This window comes from Pseudomonas sp. P97.38 (genome assembly GCF_001269745.1).
Taxonomy (GTDB): domain Bacteria; phylum Pseudomonadota; class Gammaproteobacteria; order Pseudomonadales; family Pseudomonadaceae; genus Aquipseudomonas; species Aquipseudomonas chlororaphis_E.
In genome coordinates this window covers 240,519-257,448 of the sequence record NZ_LHVJ01000028.1, presented here as the reverse complement: position 1 = coordinate 257,448, position 16,930 = coordinate 240,519, and the positions used below count along the sequence as shown (strand labels likewise).

Here is a 16,930-nt window from a genome sequence, read left to right as displayed (position 1 = left end):
GTGGTCGCTCCGAATTCATTGTTCTGTCATCCACGCGCCGCCAAACGGTCATCCCGTGCCTGCATCGTAAAGCTCCCGTATACGTCTTGGGAGTCTCGATATGACCCAGTCCTACGAAGAACGCAGCGCCGTCAAAACCCGTCGTCAGCAAGAAGACCAGCGCCGCATGGCGTTTCGTCGTGCGATCGAAGACCGCTACGAACAGCGCCAGCTCCTGGCTGAAATCAGCGAATTCCCTGACGCCGCAGAATTCAATTACTGGCAGGCAACGCCGGCGGCTTCCCGTCGAAACGCTCAACCAGGGCGCTGATCTGAGCGCGTTCGCCGCGCACGAACGCCAGGAAGGCGTGCGCCACGGGTGACAGGCGTTTAGCCCGGGCCTGCACCAGGCACCAACTGCGGTACAGCGGCAGTTCCTCCACCGGCAGCTCGACGAGTGCGCCGGACGACAGTTCCCGGCTCACGGCGTGGCGCGTCAACAGCGCCACGCCCAGCCCGGCCACCACGCATTCGCGCTGAGCCTCGGCCGAAGCGACCTCCAGCGTCTGGGTGAAATGCACCCGTTTTTCCTTGAAATATTCCTCGCACGCCAGCCGCGTGCCTGAGCCCGGCTCGCGCAGCAGCAGCGTATAGGGCTCCAGGTCCTGAAGGCGCAGCGGGCCCATGTGGCACAGCGGATGGTCCGGGGGCGCGACGGCGACAATCGGGTTGTTGAGGAACGGCAGGAACTCCAGGCCCATGTCCTGGGGCACCATGGACATGATCACCACGTCGTCGCGGTTGTCCGAAAGCCGCCGGATGACCTGGCCGCGATTGACCACCGTGAGGCTCAGGTTGACCTCCGGGTGCTGGCGCTTGAACGCGGCGAACAGGTGCGGCACGAAGTATTTGGCGCTGGACTCCACCGCCAGCTTCAACTGGCCCTGCAGCGAACCCTGCATGTCCGACAGCTGCATGTCGAGGTTTTCCAGGCGCCCGAAGATGTCCCGGCTGGCGCGTTGCAAGGCTTCGGCGGCTTCGGTCATGTAGAGTTTTTTGCCGACGTACTCGAACAACGGCTGGCCGATCAGCTCTTCCAGGGATCGAATCTGTAGGCTGACGGCCGGTTGTGTGAGAGACATTTCGTCGGCAGCCCGGCTGTAGGACCTCAGGTCGCACACCTCATTGAAAATCTGCAACTGACGCAATGTCATACGCATCAATGACTTACGCATTTTCTAAACACTCGGGGCCAAGGCAGATAGCGCAACTATAAGTCTTTGCTTATGCGTGACCCAATAAATATTCATTTTTGTTAATCAACGCCCGGGACTAGTGTGGGGCTGCGACCAATTGTTACATCTGGTCACGCGTCGGCCTGGGACCCAGGCCGTGGTATCACCGGCTCAAGGGAACCTCCAATTGATAACAAAGATCCTGATCGCCAACCGTGGTGAGATTGCCGTCCGAATCGTGCGCGCTTGCGCCGAGATGGGCATTCGCTCGGTCGCGGTCTACTCCGACGCAGACCGCCATGCGTTGCACGTCAAGCGTGCGGACGAGGCCCACAGCATCGGCGCCGATCCGCTGGCCGGTTACCTCAACCCGCGCAAGTTGGTGAACCTGGCGGTTGAAACCGGCTGCGATGCGCTGCACCCCGGCTACGGTTTTCTCTCGGAAAACGCTGAACTGGCAGACATCTGCGCCGAACGCGGAATCAAATTCATCGGTCCGGCGGCGGAAGTTATTCGCCGCATGGGCGACAAGACCGAAGCACGCCGCAGCATGATCAAGGCCGGTGTGCCGGTCACGCCAGGCACCGAAGGCAACGTGTCGGGCATCGAGGAAGCGCTCAGCGAAGGAGACCGCATCGGTTACCCGGTGATGCTCAAGGCCACGTCCGGTGGCGGCGGGCGCGGTATCCGTCGTTGCAACAGCCGCGAAGAACTCGAACAGGCGTTCCCGCGGGTGATCTCCGAAGCCACCAAGGCGTTCGGATCGGCGGAAGTGTTCCTGGAAAAGTGCATCGTCAACCCCAAGCACATCGAGGCGCAGATCCTCGGTGACAGCTTCGGCAACGTGGTGCACCTGTTCGAGCGTGACTGCTCGATCCAGCGCCGCAACCAGAAGCTGATCGAAATCGCCCCGAGCCCGCAACTGACCCCCGAGCAGCGTGCCTATATCGGCGACCTGTCGGTACGCGCCGCCAAGGCCGTGGGCTACGAGAATGCCGGCACCGTGGAGTTCCTGCTCGCCGAGGGCGAGGTGTACTTCATGGAGATGAACACCCGGGTGCAGGTCGAACACACCATCACCGAAGAGATCACCGGCATCGACATCGTGCGCGAGCAGATCCGCATCGCGTCCGGGTTGCCGCTGTCGGTCAAGCAGGAAGACATCCAGCACCGCGGCTTTGCGCTGCAGTTTCGCATCAACGCCGAGGACCCGAAGAACAACTTCCTGCCCAGCTTCGGCAAGATCACCCGTTACTACGCCCCCGGCGGCCCCGGCGTGCGCACCGACACAGCGATCTACACCGGCTACACCATTCCGCCGTTCTACGATTCGATGTGCCTGAAACTGGTGGTCTGGGCATTGACCTGGGAAGAGGCGATGGACCGAGGCCTGCGGGCCCTGGATGACATGCGTCTGCAGGGGGTCAAGACCACCGCGGCGTACTACCAGGAGATCCTGCGCAATCCGGAATTCCGCAGCGGCCAGTTCAATACCAGCTTCGTCGAAAGCCATCCTGAACTGACCAACTACTCGATCAAGCGCAAACCCGAAGAGCTGGCCCTGGCCATCGCCGCCGCCATTGCCGCCCACGCAGGCCTGTAAGGAATCATGACAATGTCCAAGAAGATCCACGTTACCGACACAATCCTGCGCGACGCTCACCAATCGCTGCTTGCCACCCGCATGCGCACTGAAGACATGCTGCCGATCTGCGACAAGCTCGACAAAGTCGGCTATTGGTCGCTGGAAGTCTGGGGCGGTGCCACCTTCGATGCCTGCGTACGCTTTCTCAAGGAAGACCCGTGGGAGCGCCTGCGCCAATTGCGCGCGGCCTTGCCCAACACCCGCCTGCAAATGCTGCTGCGCGGCCAGAACCTGCTGGGCTACCGCCATTACAGCGATGATGTGGTCAAGGCGTTCGTCGCCAAGGCCGCCGTCAACGGCATCGATGTGTTCCGCATTTTCGACGCGATGAACGACGTGCGTAACCTGCGAGTGGCCATCGAGGCGGTGAAAGCCGCTGGCAAGCACGCCCAGGGCACCATCGCCTACACCACCAGCCCGGTGCACACCATCGAGGCCTTCGTGGCCCAGGCCAAGCAAATGGAAGCCATGGGTTGCGACTCGGTGGCGATCAAGGACATGGCCGGTCTGCTGACCCCGTTCGCCACCGGCGAGCTGGTCAAGGCGCTCAAGAACGAGCAGTCGTTGCCGGTGTTCATCCACTCCCACGACACCGCCGGCCTGGCCGCGATGTGCCAGCTCAAGGCGGTGGAAAACGGCGCCGACCATATCGACACCGCGATCTCCAGCTTCGCCTGGGGCACCAGCCATCCGGGCACCGAATCGATGGTCGCTGCCCTTAAGGGCAGCGAATTCGACACCGGCCTGGACCTGGAGCTGTTGCAGGAGATCGGTCTGTACTTCTACGCCGTGCGCAAGAAGTACCACCAGTTCGAAAGCGAGTTCACCGCCGTGGACACTCGCGTGCAGGTCAACCAGGTGCCGGGCGGGATGATTTCCAACCTGGCCAACCAGTTGAAAGAGCAGGGCGCGCTGAACCGCATGAACGAAGTGCTGGCAGAGATCCCGCGGGTGCGTGAAGACCTTGGCTTCCCGCCGCTGGTGACCCCGACCTCGCAGATCGTCGGTACCCAGGCGTTCTTCAACGTGTTGGCCGGTGAACGCTACAAGACCATCACCAACGAAGTGAAGCTGTACCTGCAGGGCGGCTACGGCAAGGCGCCGGGGGCGGTGAACGAGAAGTTGCGTCGCCAGGCCATCGGCAGCGAAGACGTAATCGATGTGCGCCCGGCCGACCTGCTCAAGCCGGAAATGACCAAGCTGCGGGGCGAGATCGGCGCGTTGGCCAAGTCCGAAGAAGACGTGCTGACCTACGCCATGTTCCCGGACATCGGCCGCAAGTTCCTCGAAGAGCGCGAAGCCGGCAGCCTGACGCCGGAGGTCCTGCTGCCCATTCCTGAAGCCGGCAGCGTGGGCTCGGTCGGCGGTGAAGGCGTACCAACCGAGTTTGTCATCGACGTCCACGGCGAAACCTACCGCGTCGACATCACCGGTGTCGGCGTGAAGGCCGAAGGCAAGCGCCACTTCTACCTGTCCATCGACGGCATGCCGGAAGAAGTGGTGTTCGAACCGCTCAACGAGTTTGTCGGCGGTGGCGGCAGCAAGCGCAATCAAGCCACCGCGCCGGGCCACGTCAGCACCACCATGCCGGGCAACATCGTCGATGTGCTGGTCAAGGAGGGCGATGTCGTCAAGGCCGGTCAAGCCGTACTGATCACCGAAGCCATGAAGATGGAAACCGAAGTGCAGGCGGCCATCGCCGGCAAGGTCACCGCCATTCATGTGGCCAAGGGCGACCGGGTCAATCCGGGCGAGATCCTGATCGAGATCGAAGGCTGAGTTAACAGCCTCGATCCAGCGTTTTAACCTCGGGGGGGCATGGGCTCCCCTTTTTTTTGCCTGGATTTTTCGCGGTCCCCTGTGGGAGCGAGCTTGCTCGCGAAGGCGGTGTGACAGCCACCACAAATGTCGGATGTACCGGCGCTTTCGCGAGCAAGCCCGCTCCTACAAAGATTGCGGCGCTGTCACAAGCTAGTCAGAACATCATTCGCCATTGCCCGTGCACCGCACCGTTGCGGTTGTCCTGGCCGGTTTCACCTTTATAGCTGAGCCCCAATGTATGACGTGGTGAAACCGTCAGGTCCAGCCCTGCTTCCAGAAGCAGGCTATCGCGGTCCAACTCGATGCCGTCGACGGTGTAGGTCTTGCCGCCACCGACCAGGCGTTGACGGGAGTGGCCGCGCAGGTCGCCATAGGTGTGCTTCCAGCCGACGCTCAGGCGGGGCGTCAGTCGCGCTCCCTGATCAAGCACGAAGGGGCGAGCCAGGTGCAGGCCTAGGTCACTGTTGTAATGGTCTTGGGCCTGGCTCCCGTAATGCAGCGCGGCGTCACCGCCTTTCTCTCTGAAGTCATCGCGTTGGTAGCGCTGGTAGCCCACTTGGACATAGGGCTCGACATCGAAATGGCCGACATCCAGGTTGTAGCCGACTTGCCCAAAGACCTGCTGCGTCGTGGCATCGTAACGCCCCTTGAGGCGATCGCTGAAACCGTTGAAGTCAACATGGCGCTTGGTGCCGCCGTCGTGGCTGCCATACACCGCGCCCAGGCGCAGCGCCAGCGGCCCGTCCTGACGCAGGGCGTAGGCGCCCACGTGCCAGCTGTCGAGCCGGCCATCGAATCGATAACCGTCCAGCCGCGTCTCGCTCTTGCCGCCGGCGATCCCCAGCCGCCAAGTCGGGCTGATCGCCCAATCGGTCCCCAACAGCACGCCTGTAGTCGAATGCTTCAGGGCGTAGTCATCCAGGTGCTTGCCGATGCGGCCGCTGTTGCCAATGGCCTGGATCCAGACCTGGCCGTTGCCATCGGTGCCTTGCAGAGTGTTCTGGCCCATGGCCGCGAGCATCCCGGTGCTGATGGGGGCGATGCTGCTCAGGGTGGCGCTGCCCAAGTCTGCCGCGTCATAGCCCGCCAACTGATCGATGGCGTCGGCGGCGATCGTCAGATTGGTACCGAGCAGGGCGTTGATGGCGGTGTTGGGTTTTGACTCCGGGGTGTCTGTCTGTGCTGGGGCGATGGAGGCTTGAGCGATGGGTTGCAGGGGTTCGACGAGTGGGGCTGCCGTTGTAGCTGCTGTTTCCGGCTGGACCGCCGGCTGGGCAATGCTGGGTACTTCGACAGGCCCGAGTGCTGTCGGCTTGACCTGCTGTAGGTCCTCGATAGCCTGCACAAACGCTTGCCCGTTTTCAGTCGTCACCACCTGCGTGACCGGTACGTCGTTGCGGGCATAGGTCAGGCTGACTTGGGTTTCGGCAGAGTAGTCAGGCGTCACCGTCATGAATGCCAGGTCGCTGTCTACCTTTGCGAATTGCCCCACGACCTGCTTCGCATCGATCACCACATGCTGGCTGCTGCCCACGTATTCGCCCGGTGCGGTGACGACTTTCAGGGTCGCGTTGCCCAGTGTCGCGACACCACCGACCTTGATCGTGGCGCTGCCACCCTCGGGGTTGACGCCATAGACCAGGGTTGCGCTCTTCGACAGCGCCAGGTTCCTGGTAACCGTTGGGGCGCCGTTCTGCGGGCTGACCACCAGCTCACCCGCTACGTTCAGCGATTCGACCGTTCCGGCGCCGCTGAACCTGCCTTTGGCCTTCACGAACACAGGCCCCTCCACAGTGCCTGAGTTATCAAACTTGCCCAGCACCTGTACCTCGCCGCCCATATGCCCGGTGTTGATCAGGCTGGCTTTCGGCTCGACCAGGCTTTTGCCGTCGAACCTCACGGTGTTCGTCCACTGCCCCTGTCTGGCATGCAAGTCCTGGAAGTTTCGGACTTCGTCCAGCAGGCCACCCGCGCCGGTATCCAGTTGCAAGACGTTCATGCCGCCTCCACCGTCGCTCGGGCCGATGAGTTTGCCGCCGTCGCTCACGATGACCAGATCGTTGTCGTCGCCTTTTTCCAGCGTGACATCTTGGGTGATCTTGTCGCGCTGGGTGAGCGGCGTATTGGCGAAGGCCTTGAGGCGGGCCTGCATCTGGGCGGCGGTTTCGGAGGCTGGCGACGCAACGCCTTCGGCGGTTGATTGAGCCATTGAAACGTCGGCGTGGCCGAGCGCCAGGGCAATCGCCAGCGCAAGGCAGTGGGGAGCGTACAAAGGTTGGATAGGCATCGGTGTGAACCCTCATGAACAGAGTCCACACTGTAAAAACGCGCCTCGAAGCGTGATGCCAGCCAACTCTGAGTCAGGAGCAAGACACTTTGGATGAAATCTGTAGGCCACTCACAAAGCCATCTACGCATCTGCGCATTGGCCTCCAGCATCCGCAGCTTTGCCCTACAACATCCTCGGATCCATCGGTTTGACCCGCCGCGCAACGTCAACCGCGCTTGAGATACGCCTTCCCATAATGCCGTTCCATTCGCGCCTGGATCAGTTCCAGCGCGATGGACATCAGCCAGTAGATGATCGCCGCCGTGGTGAGCATTTCGATGTAGCGGTAGCTGGAGCGCCCGTAGGACTGTGCCAGGAACATCACTTCCCAGACACCCATCACCGAGATCAGCGACGAGTCCTTGAGCATGGAGATGAACTGGTTGGTGGTAGGCGGGATGATGGTGCGCATGGCCTGGGGCAGGGTGACGCGCCAGAACATCACGGTTTCGCTCAAGCCCAGCGCCAGGGACGCTTCGCGCTGGCCGTGGGGAACGCCCACGATGCCGGCGCGGAAGATTTCGCTCAGGTAGGCGCCGTAGTTCAGCGACAGGGCGATGATCCCGGCGGTGACGGCGCCGGGCACCACGCCCAGTTGTGGCAGGCCCAGGTAAATCAGCAGGATCTGGATCAGCAACGGCGTGCCGCGAAAGAACGACGCATAGAAACTGGCGATGCCGAACGCCACCGCACTGCTGGACAGGCGCGCCAGGGCGGTGATGAAGCCGAGCAACGACGAGGCGACGATCGAACACAGGCACAGGAACAGCGTCAGCACCGCCCCTTGCAGGAAACCGTTGGGGGCCAGGTGCAGCCCCAGCAGGTTTGGCAGCTTGTCGAGGATGATGGAAAACTTCAGGTCGAAGCTCAGGAAGAAGCTTGCGAACAGCACCAGCATCGTGGCCCAGGTCAGGTACAACCGGGTGCGGAAACCCAGGATTTTCTGCAGACGCGACTCGGCCACCGGTTGCGGTGGCCGAGAAGGGGACGGGAAAGAGGTCATTGGGTGATGTCGGCGCCGATCCATTTCTGCGAGAGTTTGCTCAAGGTGCCGTCCTGTTTCAACTGGGCGAAGACTTCACGCACTTTGGCGTCCCACTGGGCATCGCCTTTTTCGATGGCCACCGAGTTCGGCTCGGCGTACAGCGCTTCGCCGGCCAGTTTGAAGCGCTTGTCCTGCGTCAGGCGCGGCTGCGCGGTCACCAGGTTGGTCAGCACCGCGTCCAGGCGCACGCCGGCACCCAGGCCCAGGTCCTGGAACGCGACGTTGTCGGTGTCGTACGGGGCGATCTGGACGTTGTCGAAGGGATAGCTCAACTGGGTGTCTTCGGCGCCTTCGATCACCAGGTTCTTGTTCAGGTAGCTTTCGTAGCTGGAGGCGCTGGTGAGGCCGACTTTCTTGCCGCTCAGGTCCTTGGCGCCATGGATGCTGTCGTCCTTGGCGTTGACCACGATCACCGCCGGCGAGGCGTAGTACTGCACCGGGAAGTCGAACACTTCGGCGCGCGCCTTGCTCGGGGTCATGGAGCAGATGCAGATGTCATACCGGCCGCTCCAGTGCCCCGCCGCGATCACGTCCCAGGACGGTGTCTCCAGGCGCAGCTTCACGCCCAGTTTCTCGGCCACGGCCTTGGCGACGTCCACGTCGAAACCGTCGAGCTGGTTCTGTTCGTTGAGGAACGAGAAGGGTGGATAGCTTTCCATCAACACGCCGACCAGCTCTTTTTTCTGTTCGATGCGGTCCAGGGTGGCGCCGGCGAACACCTGCGACGAAGCAGCCAGTAAGGTCAGGCCCAGGGCCAACAAAGGTTGAAGTTTCATGTGCAGTCCCGGGTAAAAAATAAGTTGTCGTCAGCCGATGGCTGCGTATTAAATAGTTATAAGAACAACTCCGGTAGTGAGTATTTTTCATAAGCTTATGAGTGAATCGCATATGGGCGCAGCAACGACAGTCATTCTCGATGGCGGCATGGGCCGCGAACTGCAACGCCGGGGCGCGCCGTTCCGCCAACCGGAGTGGTCGGCGCTGGCCTTGAGCGAAGCACCCGAGGCCGTGGAGGCCGTGCACGCAGCCTACATCGCCAGCGGCGCCAACGTGATCACCAGCAACAGCTACGCGGTGGTGCCGTTTCACATCGGCGAGGCGCGTTTTGCCGCCGAAGGCCAGGCGTTGGCCGCGTTGGCGGGGGCGTTGGCGCAACGGGCCGTGCAGGCATCCGGCAAAGCGGTGCGGGTGGCCGGCTCGCTGCCACCGTTGTTCGGTTCCTATCGGCCCGACCTGTTCGACGCCTCCCGCGCCAGCGAGCTGCTGACGCCCCTGGTCACCGGCCTGGCGCCCCATGTCGACCTGTGGCTGGCCGAGACCCAGAGTTCCACGGTCGAGGCGCGGGCGATCCACGCCGGGCTGCCGAAGGACGGCAAGCCGTTCTGGCTGTCGTTTACCTTGAAAGACGAAGACACCGACGACGTGCCGCGCCTGCGTTCCGGTGAGCCGGTGGCGCAGGCCGCGGCGGTCGCGGCCGAACTGGGTGTCCAGGCGCTGCTGTTCAACTGCAGCCAGCCGGAAGTGATCGGGGCGGCGATCGATGCCGCCCGTGAGACCTTCGAACGCCTCGGGGTGGCGATCCACATCGGCGCCTACGCCAACGCCTTCCCGCCGCAACCGAAAGAAGCCACCGCCAATGACGGTCTGGACCCGCTGCGCGACGACCTCGATCCGCCGGGCTACCTGCAATGGGCGGCGGACTGGCAGAAACGTGGGGCCAGTCATCTGGGCGGCTGCTGCGGGATCGGCCCGGAGCACATTGCGGTGCTGGCGCAAGAGCTGGCCTGAGCTTTTGCCCCCCATTCTCTGTGGGAGCGAGCTTGCTCGCGAAGAACGATAACGCGCAGCCTTTGTCAGGCCGCGCCGGCCGCTTCGCGAGCAAGCCCGCACCCACAGGGGGCCTTGCAAAGGTCATATCAGCTTACGCTTGCCTCCCGGTTCAGCCGCCCCCCATACATATGTACGCCATGGCGGCTCGAACAGCGCGATAGGGTCCGGACTCTTCAATCAGAACCGGATCCTTCAGATGTCGATTTTTCCCAACGATGAGCCGGGCAGTGCGTCGCCTGGCCCCCGGTCGGACGCGACCGACGCCCAGGCAAGGGAGCAACTCAGGCAGTTGGACCTGCTGGACACCCACCAAATACAGCTGGCCCGTTTGTTCGCCGCCGTTCCCACCTTCGACACGGTCATCACTAACCTGCTGGTCAGCTTGCTCAAGGCCAGGATTGCCCCACAGACCTTTCGCCCCTCGTTGCTGGCGAACCTGGAGCCGGATCACTGTTATGTGAACCGCTTCACCACGAGCCTGAGCGGTGAGCGCACCCTCACGTCATCAGAGCGTTTCACCCAGGTACTGCGCAACAGCCTGCTGACCGACACGGCACCTGCCTTCGCCAAAGGTGGCGTCGGTTTTTTCACCCGCCCCGATTCCCTCAAGGACGCCGACAGCCTCTTTGCCGGCGCACTGGACGGGCCTACGCTGCGGGCCCTGGAGACGGTGTTCCATATCGCCCATCCGCCCACGAACGAGCAGGTGAAACGTGAGTTCCGTGACGAACTGGCGCGCTTTCGCCAGCGCCAGAATTGGGAAGCGTCCCTGGGCGTGACGGCCTCGTCCACCACGCAAGCCGCCCTGGCGCAATTGTTGTGCCGACGTTTCCTGCACCTGTTCGACCTGTACAAGGCCGATCGGGATCCTGTCGCCCAGCCCAGCCACAGTGCGCGAATCCAGCAAAGCGATGACGACCGTTTGCTGGACCTCATCATCACCCACCCGTCCCAGGCCGACAGAAGCCGCTTGTCGCGAGCCCCCGTGCCTCATGTCTACGCGGTCATGCTCGACCACGGCGCGGCGCAGCCGCAGAAGTGGCCGGCGGCGATGGTGATCAGGTTTACCGACCGACCATCGCTGTTCCTGTATTCCATGGAGCGAGGGCTTCAGCGCTTCGAGGCATTCCAGGACCTGGTCAGCCGCGTACGTCCCTTTCTTGACGGCCAGGAACGCAGGATCCAGGACATTTCCACCGAACTGACCGGGCACGTTTTCGAGGTGGCGGCCGCGGACCTGTTGCAGATGCAAGGCGCAGCGCTGGAAAAGGTTTTGGACGCGCCGGCGAACGCCACGGTGGCGGTGAGTGACTTTGCCCGGCTCACCGAAGATGCCCTTGGCCTGCCATCGTTGTCGCTGGCCGGGCCACTGGCGGCCCGCCAGGAAGCCTTGATAGAGAGGCAGCGTCCCGCTTTCTACAAGCGCGCGACACCGGCCGAGCAGGCCCACTATCGTTGTCTCGAAACCCAGGTGTTCGACGCCGTCTACGCCTTGGGCAGCGATGTGCCGACGCTGGTGCAATTCACGCGGCAGAAGATCAAGCAGTACCTGCGGCAAACCCTCCACCCGCGCATCGACGTGGACCCGGACCGGACGCAGGTCAGGCTGTCTTATGGCGACAAGGCCAACCCGAGGCAGTCGCGCACCAGCAGTCTGACTCAGTTGATGCTCGACAATCTGCGAGCGCCGCAATACCCGAACGCCATGCGCGAAGTGCTGGCGGTCTACCTGATCGACCGCCATGGCCAGCGCATCCGACACCCGGACAGCGGCTTCTCGATCACCGTGACCGGGCCCGAGCTGGCCAGCATGGCGACGAGCATCGACGCCGGTGGCAACTATGAAATCCTGTTGCGCCAGCGCATGAATGAACCACGCTACAAGGCGGCCTGGCAGGCGGCGTACCGGGCCAGCCTGGCGTTCAAGGGCTATGAGGCATCGCTTCAGGGCGACGCCGTGTTCAAGGCCAAGGTGATCGACCCGGTCGCCAAGCCCGCCCATCCGCGAAAGTTGCTGGCCAGTTGGCTGGAGGCGGTCCTGCAATCACCCACGGTTGCCGAGCGGGCCTGGGTGGGTGGACGCAGGGTTCATGTCCATGGGCTGCTCCTGGGTGGCAGCGTTGATGGGCAGGGCAACACGCCGCGCAATGCCCTGAGCATCGACGGCGCGCTGATCTTTTCAGACCAGGCCGGACCTGACATCAAGGGCACCGTGGGCGTGTATTTGCCAGACAGCCCCGAGGGCAATGACCTGCATGAGTTTGCCGATCTGAGCGATGGCATTACCGGGCTGCTGCAACAAGAAGTATGGCGCACGTACTTCCGCTCGCGCATTTCCACCCTCAATAAAGAGGAAATAAAGCGCGCCCTGGGGCAGTTTCGTGGTCGCCCCCTGATCCGTGGCTGGCTGATCAGCGGTGACTGGCTTGAGAACTTTCACCGCGCCCACGTCAATTTTCAAAGCGCCTATGCGGACCACCGCTCCAACAGCAACCGGGACATCGGGCTGCAAACCACTGCGCGGGTGGTGATGATGGCGGTTGAAATCGTCATGGACCTGGCCGGCCTGCTGTTGATCCCCGGTTTTCAGATGCTGACCCGTGCCGTCAGGACCGGCTTGCTGGTGCTCAAGACCGGTGCCGTGCCCACCAACACTACGACGCTGGCGTTTGTCCATGCGGTGGCCAACACCCGTAAGACAGTGGGCTTGGGTGGCGTGAGCTTCAATGTGCGAGGGGGCTCCTCGTTCCTGGCAGTTACGGCCCGTCAGAACCAGGCTGGCGCGCCGTTTGGCCTGCCCCTCGAAACAGCGCTTTATCGTCGCTATGCGGTGGCGGACACCACGGTGCTGCGCGGGGTTTCCGCCGATGCCCGGGGCTTCTATCGCCCGGCGATCACCGACAGCGCCACGGGGAGCGTCGCGCGCCGGGTGTATGTGCAGCAGCCCGACGGCGTGGTGTTCCGGGTGCACGACCATACGCCGCTCGGGGCCATCGAGGCGACCATCGTCGACCCGGTATCAGGGTCGAACATCCGCGCCAGTGGCGTGATGAGAAGCACAGTGGCCCGCGCGCCCAATGGCGAGTGGCACGCCGTCGGCTTTGGCCTGGGCGGAGGCAAACGGTCGCCGGCAGGCACGCCCCAACCGGGCCCGTCGAACCCCAACCCCTCCTCGTCAACGCTTCGCGCCGTGGCCGACCTGATCCGCACGCCCAACGCCTGGGACGTGGAGATCATGGACCTGGTCCCGTCACTCATCACCCGCCTTCCAAGCTGGCCACAAAATCGCAGCCTGTTGATCATCGATCAACGACCAGGGCAACGGGATTGGTCGATTCGCTTTACCCCAGGCCAGGTTGAAAGCGGCTATCCGACCGGCACGCATCCGCTGCGGTCCGACACGGACGTCGTGCTGATCCGCACCGGTGAAAACCACTACTCGCTACGATTGGCGGGCGACACCGACGTCACCTTCGATCCGGACGGCAACTGCTTCTTCAATGCCGTTGCCCGGGGGTTGAACGAGGGCCAGTCGCCACAAACCTTCTCGATGCAGCGCCTGCGCAATGAAACCGCCGCCTACATCGAACGCCACCCGGAAATGGGCCAGTACCTGGTAGCGCCGCCCACCGGCCTGCAGCAAGCGCTCGCTGACAATGCCCGTTCACTGGAACATCTGATGGGCAAGGCCGCGGTCTTCGATGTGAGCCAGATTGTCTACGGCACGGTTAACCCGCATAACCTGTTTCAACCGCTGGTGAAGTTTCTCAAGCTGTATGCCGACGACGTGGCGCGTCGAACATTGAACAACGCCTGGAACGCCGACCTGCCGCCGGAGGTGCTGCGACACATCGGCAGCTACCTGTCCCCGCGGGCGCCGGGTCGCCCGATACTGAGCAGCGTTCCGTACTACACGCAAACCGATCAGGCCCTGCGGACCTTCTTCGAGGACACACTACTGCCGCCCATCGAGCGCGCGGCGATTGTCGAACTGCTCAACAATGAGTACCTGATGTTCTCCCAGGACGTGGTGCACATCATGCTCGAATACGGGATCAAGGCTCGCGAACTGACCGATCATCACCCTCGTAACAGCCTGGCCTATGTGCGCTATGACGAGGCGCTGCATGGTCACCTCAACGAGACGCAACTCGAAGAGGCGCTCAACGGTGCCTACCTGGTGGATAGCGAAGACTTGAAGAGGGCCAAGCGGCGCTACGAGCAAGAGACCGGCCACCTCATGGATGACGACGCGGACCTGCTGGAGCAACACATTTACTACGACCGCGCCGACGATCTGGTCGACCTGCTCACCGTGGCGCTCGAGCGATTTCCTGTGTTGCAGGCGCGGGCAAATATTCTTCTCAAGTCCCCGGTGATCGCCTCCAACCTGGGCGGTCTGTTCCCCGTGAGCCTGCTTTCACAATGGATACGCACCCCGAGCATTTCCAACACGCGCCTTCAGCTGATCGGCGATTACGCCAGTGGTCACTATGACGAGCTGACGAGGTACGGTGCCATCGATATCAACTGGATGCGGCCGTTCGATGATTGGAACCTGCACAGCCTGTTCACGCATCGGCAGGCCTTGCTGGACTTTTTCGGCTTTCTCCAGGAGGTGCGGTACTTCAAGGACAGTGACCTGTCGGCGGTCGCCAGGTTGTTCGCGATGCCAGGGCAGCCGCTGTCCAACAGCCGGGTGTCGATCCTGTTCAACCGGCCGAACCTGTGGGTCTCCATTCGCTCGATGCGCGGGATTACCCGTGATGGCGCCAGGGCTATCTGGCATGACTTGATCGGGCCGCAGTTCAGCGACGACAACATCCGTTTCGCGCTGGGACGGCCAGGTTCGCTCGACAGCGAGTCGGCGCTCACCGGTGCCTTGATCGACAGTCTGGTCAATGATGAGGGCCGGGCGCACCGATTGATCCTGGGGGCCTACGCCATGACCGAACGGCAAGCCCAGTACTTCCTCTACAATTTCGATTTTTCAGGAGGGGGCGTGGGGCACAACCGGCTGGATTTCGCCAGTTATGTGAGTGCCCACGGGACCATACCGCAATGGGCCTGGCCGTACGCCCGAAGCGGGGTGACGCCCGAGGTGCTCAAGCCGTTCCTGGCCACGAGGAAGCCGCCTGAGTCCTGATCGTCCTTGATCGATCGCCACCGCGAACCGAGGCGCGGTGGCGATCCTCGTTCACTCATCACGCCGAGCGACATTGCGCCAGGCTGCGCACCTGGCCGCCTTCGCGCTGATTCTCGTCGCTGAGCCATTGCTCGAACGCCGCACCGATCGCCGGCCATTCCGAATCCAGCATGGAGTACCACGCGGTGTCGCGGTTCTGTCCCTTGACCACCATGTGCTGACGGAACACCCCTTCAAACGTGAACCCCAGCCGTTCGGCCGCATACCGGGAGCGAGCGTTGGCGTTGTTGCATTTCCATTCCAGACGCCGATAACCCAGGGCGAAGGCTTCCCTGGCCAGCAGGTAGACCGCTTCGGTGCTCTTAGGCGATCGCTGCATCGAGGCGCCGAACGTTACATGGCCGATCTCGATGCGGCCCTGGGCCGCAACGATGGACATCAGGCTGAGGATGCCTTGCACCTGGTCGTTGGCGCGGTCGATCACCGTGAAGAAGTACGGGTCGAGGTGGGCGGCATGATTGTTCAGCCAGGCATCGAACGCTTGGCGCTCGGAAAAGGGACCGTAGGGCAGGTAGTCCCAGAGCTTGGGGTCGGCGCCCGGGCCTTCGAGCGCTTGCCACAAACCGTCGGCATGGCGCGCCGGGTCGAGTTTTTCCAGGCGGATGAAACGCCCTTCGATGCGTTGGGTGGACGGCGTCGGGGCGCCTTTCCAGTCGGCCAGTGAAGTCAACATGCGGCGCTCCTTACAAGGCTTTGCGAAATTGGATGAAACCGGGGCGTTCGGCGATGCGCTCGTAGAGCTGGATCGCAGTGGCGTTGGTTTCATGGGTCAGCCAGTGCACCTTGCAGCAGCCATCGGCCTTGGCGGTGGTGTAGACGAACTCGATCAACTGCCGACCGACGCCGGTGCCACGGCTCTGTTGGGTTACCAGCAGGTCTTGCAGGTAGCAGGAATTTTCGATGCTCCAGTTCGAGCGGTGATAAATGAAGTGCACCAGGCCGATGGCGGTGTCGCCGCGCCAGGCCAGGGCCCCGTGGGTTGGCTCGCGCTCATCGAGCAGGCGTTGCCAGGTGCTGTGGCTGACCGCTTCCGGCAGCTGTGTGTTGTAGAACGTCAGGTAGGCCTGCCACAGCGGCAGCCAGGCGGCGTGGTCGTCAGCGGTCACGGGGCGGATCTGGATGAGGCTCATGTTCACTCCTTGGGCGAAAAGACGGACATCAGGCGGGCGACATTCTGGTCCTGTGGATCAGGGCTGGCGGCGAGCCCCTGGCGTACCCCGGCGGCATCCGCTGGGCTGCGGTTCTGGCTGAGCTTGCGCTTGCCTTCCAGGCGCTGGAGGGGCAGGGCGAAGCCGACGATGGCCTTGAGCATGCTGTCGATGTACTCGGCCGGTGCGTCGTCGAGGCGCCACGGTTGCGCGCGCCCCGATTCATGGTGGTCGGTGAGGTCGCTGACCAGCTTGCGCAGTCGCGGTGCGTCGCTGAACACCTCGGCACGGCCATAAGCGTGCACGGCCTGGTAGTTCCAGGTGGGCACGACCTTGCCGTGCTCGTGTTTGCCTGGGTAGAACGCCGGGCTGACGTAGGCATCGGCCCCGGCGAATATCACCAGCGCTTCGGCGCCGGCTTCGAGGTCGCGCCATTGCGGGTTGGCCCGGGCCATGTGCCCGTAGAGGCTGCCGTTGGGCCCTTCCTGCGGGTCCAGCAGCAACGGCAGGTGGCTGGCCTGCAAGCCCTGTTCGCCATGGGTGACCAGCAAGGCCAGGCGACACTCGCTCATCATCCTGTGCAATTGGGGCAGGTCATCGACGGCAAAGGCTTTGGGGTTGTACATGATGTTTTTCCTTGGCGAATACGTGCATCGTAGGCAGGCTAATGGTCTGTTGTAAGAGCCACTTGA

Annotated in this window: 12 protein-coding genes; 5 read left to right on the top strand and 7 right to left on the bottom strand. The window is 62.8% G+C overall.

Annotation, left to right across the window (positions count from 1 at the left end):
- Nucleotides 1–100: 100 nt before the first annotated feature.
- On the top strand, nt 101–310 hold the full coding sequence (locus AD664_RS27300) for a PA3496 family putative envelope integrity protein (protein WP_018613928.1): 210 nt from the start codon (nt 101–103) through the stop codon (nt 308–310).
- Here the strand turns inward: AD664_RS27300 and AD664_RS24060 are convergent.
- Nucleotides 252–1,214, bottom strand: a complete 963-nt coding sequence (locus AD664_RS24060) for a LysR family transcriptional regulator (RefSeq protein ID WP_047735410.1) — start codon at nt 1,212–1,214, stop codon at nt 252–254. The two genes, AD664_RS27300 and AD664_RS24060, sit on opposite strands and share 59 nt — an antisense overlap.
- A 187-nt stretch (nt 1,215–1,401) precedes the next feature.
- On the opposite strand from AD664_RS24060, the gene AD664_RS24055 reads away from it, so the two are divergent.
- Nucleotides 1,402–2,817, top strand: coding sequence for an acetyl-CoA carboxylase biotin carboxylase subunit (locus tag AD664_RS24055; RefSeq protein ID WP_042730028.1), 1,416 nt, complete (start codon nt 1,402–1,404; stop codon nt 2,815–2,817).
- A gap of 12 nt (nt 2,818–2,829) precedes the next feature.
- Entirely contained in the window at nt 2,830–4,638 is a 1,809-nt protein-coding gene (oadA, locus tag AD664_RS24050) for a sodium-extruding oxaloacetate decarboxylase subunit alpha (RefSeq protein WP_053150482.1), read from the top strand.
- A 196-nt stretch (nt 4,639–4,834) separates the two neighbouring features.
- Here oadA and AD664_RS24045 read toward each other — a convergent pair whose 3' ends face one another.
- The 3 genes from AD664_RS24045 to AD664_RS24035 all read right to left on the bottom strand — a co-directional run bounded on the left by AD664_RS24045 (nt 4,835) and on the right by AD664_RS24035 (nt 8,830).
- Nucleotides 4,835–6,967 carry an autotransporter domain-containing protein gene (locus AD664_RS24045; protein ID WP_053150481.1) on the bottom strand — a complete coding sequence of 711 codons (2,133 nt, stop codon included), beginning with the start codon at nt 6,965–6,967 and terminating at the stop codon, nt 4,835–4,837.
- A gap of 208 nt (nt 6,968–7,175) precedes the next feature.
- On the bottom strand, nt 7,176–8,012 hold the full coding sequence (locus AD664_RS24040) for an amino acid ABC transporter permease (protein WP_053150479.1): 837 nt from the start codon (nt 8,010–8,012) through the stop codon (nt 7,176–7,178).
- On the bottom strand, nt 8,009–8,830 hold the full coding sequence (locus tag AD664_RS24035; protein ID WP_053150476.1) for an ABC transporter substrate-binding protein: 822 nt from the start codon (nt 8,828–8,830) through the stop codon (nt 8,009–8,011). Before AD664_RS24035 ends, AD664_RS24040 begins: the two co-directional genes overlap by 4 nt.
- 112 nt (nt 8,831–8,942) lie before the next feature.
- Between AD664_RS24035 and AD664_RS24030 the strand changes: the two genes are divergently transcribed.
- On the top strand, nt 8,943–9,842 hold the full coding sequence (locus AD664_RS24030) for a homocysteine S-methyltransferase family protein (RefSeq protein ID WP_053150473.1): 900 nt from the start codon (nt 8,943–8,945) through the stop codon (nt 9,840–9,842).
- Between the two features lie 238 nt (nt 9,843–10,080).
- Nucleotides 10,081–15,030 carry a dermonecrotic toxin domain-containing protein gene (locus AD664_RS27970; protein ID WP_256207140.1) on the top strand — a complete coding sequence of 1,650 codons (4,950 nt, stop codon included), beginning with the start codon at nt 10,081–10,083 and terminating at the stop codon, nt 15,028–15,030.
- A 58-nt stretch (nt 15,031–15,088) separates the two neighbouring features.
- On the opposite strand, the gene AD664_RS24020 is transcribed toward AD664_RS27970, so the two are convergent.
- From AD664_RS24020 to AD664_RS24010, 3 genes are read right to left on the bottom strand one after another with little or no spacing between them, the layout of a single operon-like run.
- The gene (locus AD664_RS24020) at nt 15,089–15,763 is read right to left on the bottom strand and encodes a GNAT family N-acetyltransferase (protein WP_053150471.1); all 675 of its coding nucleotides are present in this window, start codon (nt 15,761–15,763) and stop codon (nt 15,089–15,091) included.
- A gap of 10 nt (nt 15,764–15,773) precedes the next feature.
- On the bottom strand, nt 15,774–16,220 hold the full coding sequence (locus AD664_RS24015) for a GNAT family N-acetyltransferase (RefSeq protein ID WP_053150468.1): 447 nt from the start codon (nt 16,218–16,220) through the stop codon (nt 15,774–15,776).
- A gap of 2 nt (nt 16,221–16,222) precedes the next feature.
- The gene (locus AD664_RS24010; RefSeq protein WP_053150464.1) at nt 16,223–16,864 is read right to left on the bottom strand and encodes an FMN-binding negative transcriptional regulator; all 642 of its coding nucleotides are present in this window, start codon (nt 16,862–16,864) and stop codon (nt 16,223–16,225) included.
- Nucleotides 16,865–16,930: the final 66 nt, after the last annotated feature.